Annotated in this window: 1 pseudogene; it reads left to right on the top strand. The window is 55.1% G+C overall.

What is annotated here, in order from left to right:
• Window positions 1–246 (top strand): annotated as a pseudogene (locus IR173_RS18020) (capsule assembly Wzi family protein); the annotation flags it as partial.
• Window positions 247–365 lie beyond the last annotated feature (119 nt).

Genomic DNA, 365 nt, shown 5'->3' with positions numbered 1-365 from the left:
GGAGAGCCGGACCGTGAATGGAACTACCGTGTGCTGGCATCGTATGTGCGGCATTGGGGGACTTATCCGATTCCGCTGGACAAGGTGAGGAAGCAGTTCAGCGGCATGGTGGAAGTGAGTTACTGCCCACGGAAATGGACAGGTTGGAGTGCCACGGTTGCCCTTGCCACGGACAGGGGGAATTATCTGGGTAACAGCATGGGAGCCATGCTGACGGTAAGAAAGACAGGAGGATTCGGAATATGAGAAATAGATGCGGATTAAAGTTTTTGTCGGGAGTGGTGGCGGCTGTCCTGCTGTGCCTCGTCATGGGAGGATGCCAGAAGGAGGCTATCGACAGTGATATGGAAGGGCACTGGGAGTTG

The organism is Phocaeicola faecalis (assembly GCF_021730445.1).
Classification (GTDB): domain Bacteria; phylum Bacteroidota; class Bacteroidia; order Bacteroidales; family Bacteroidaceae; genus Phocaeicola; species Phocaeicola faecalis.
The sequence above is the reverse complement of the archived record's forward strand: the minus strand, read 5'-3'. Positions and strand labels throughout refer to the sequence as shown.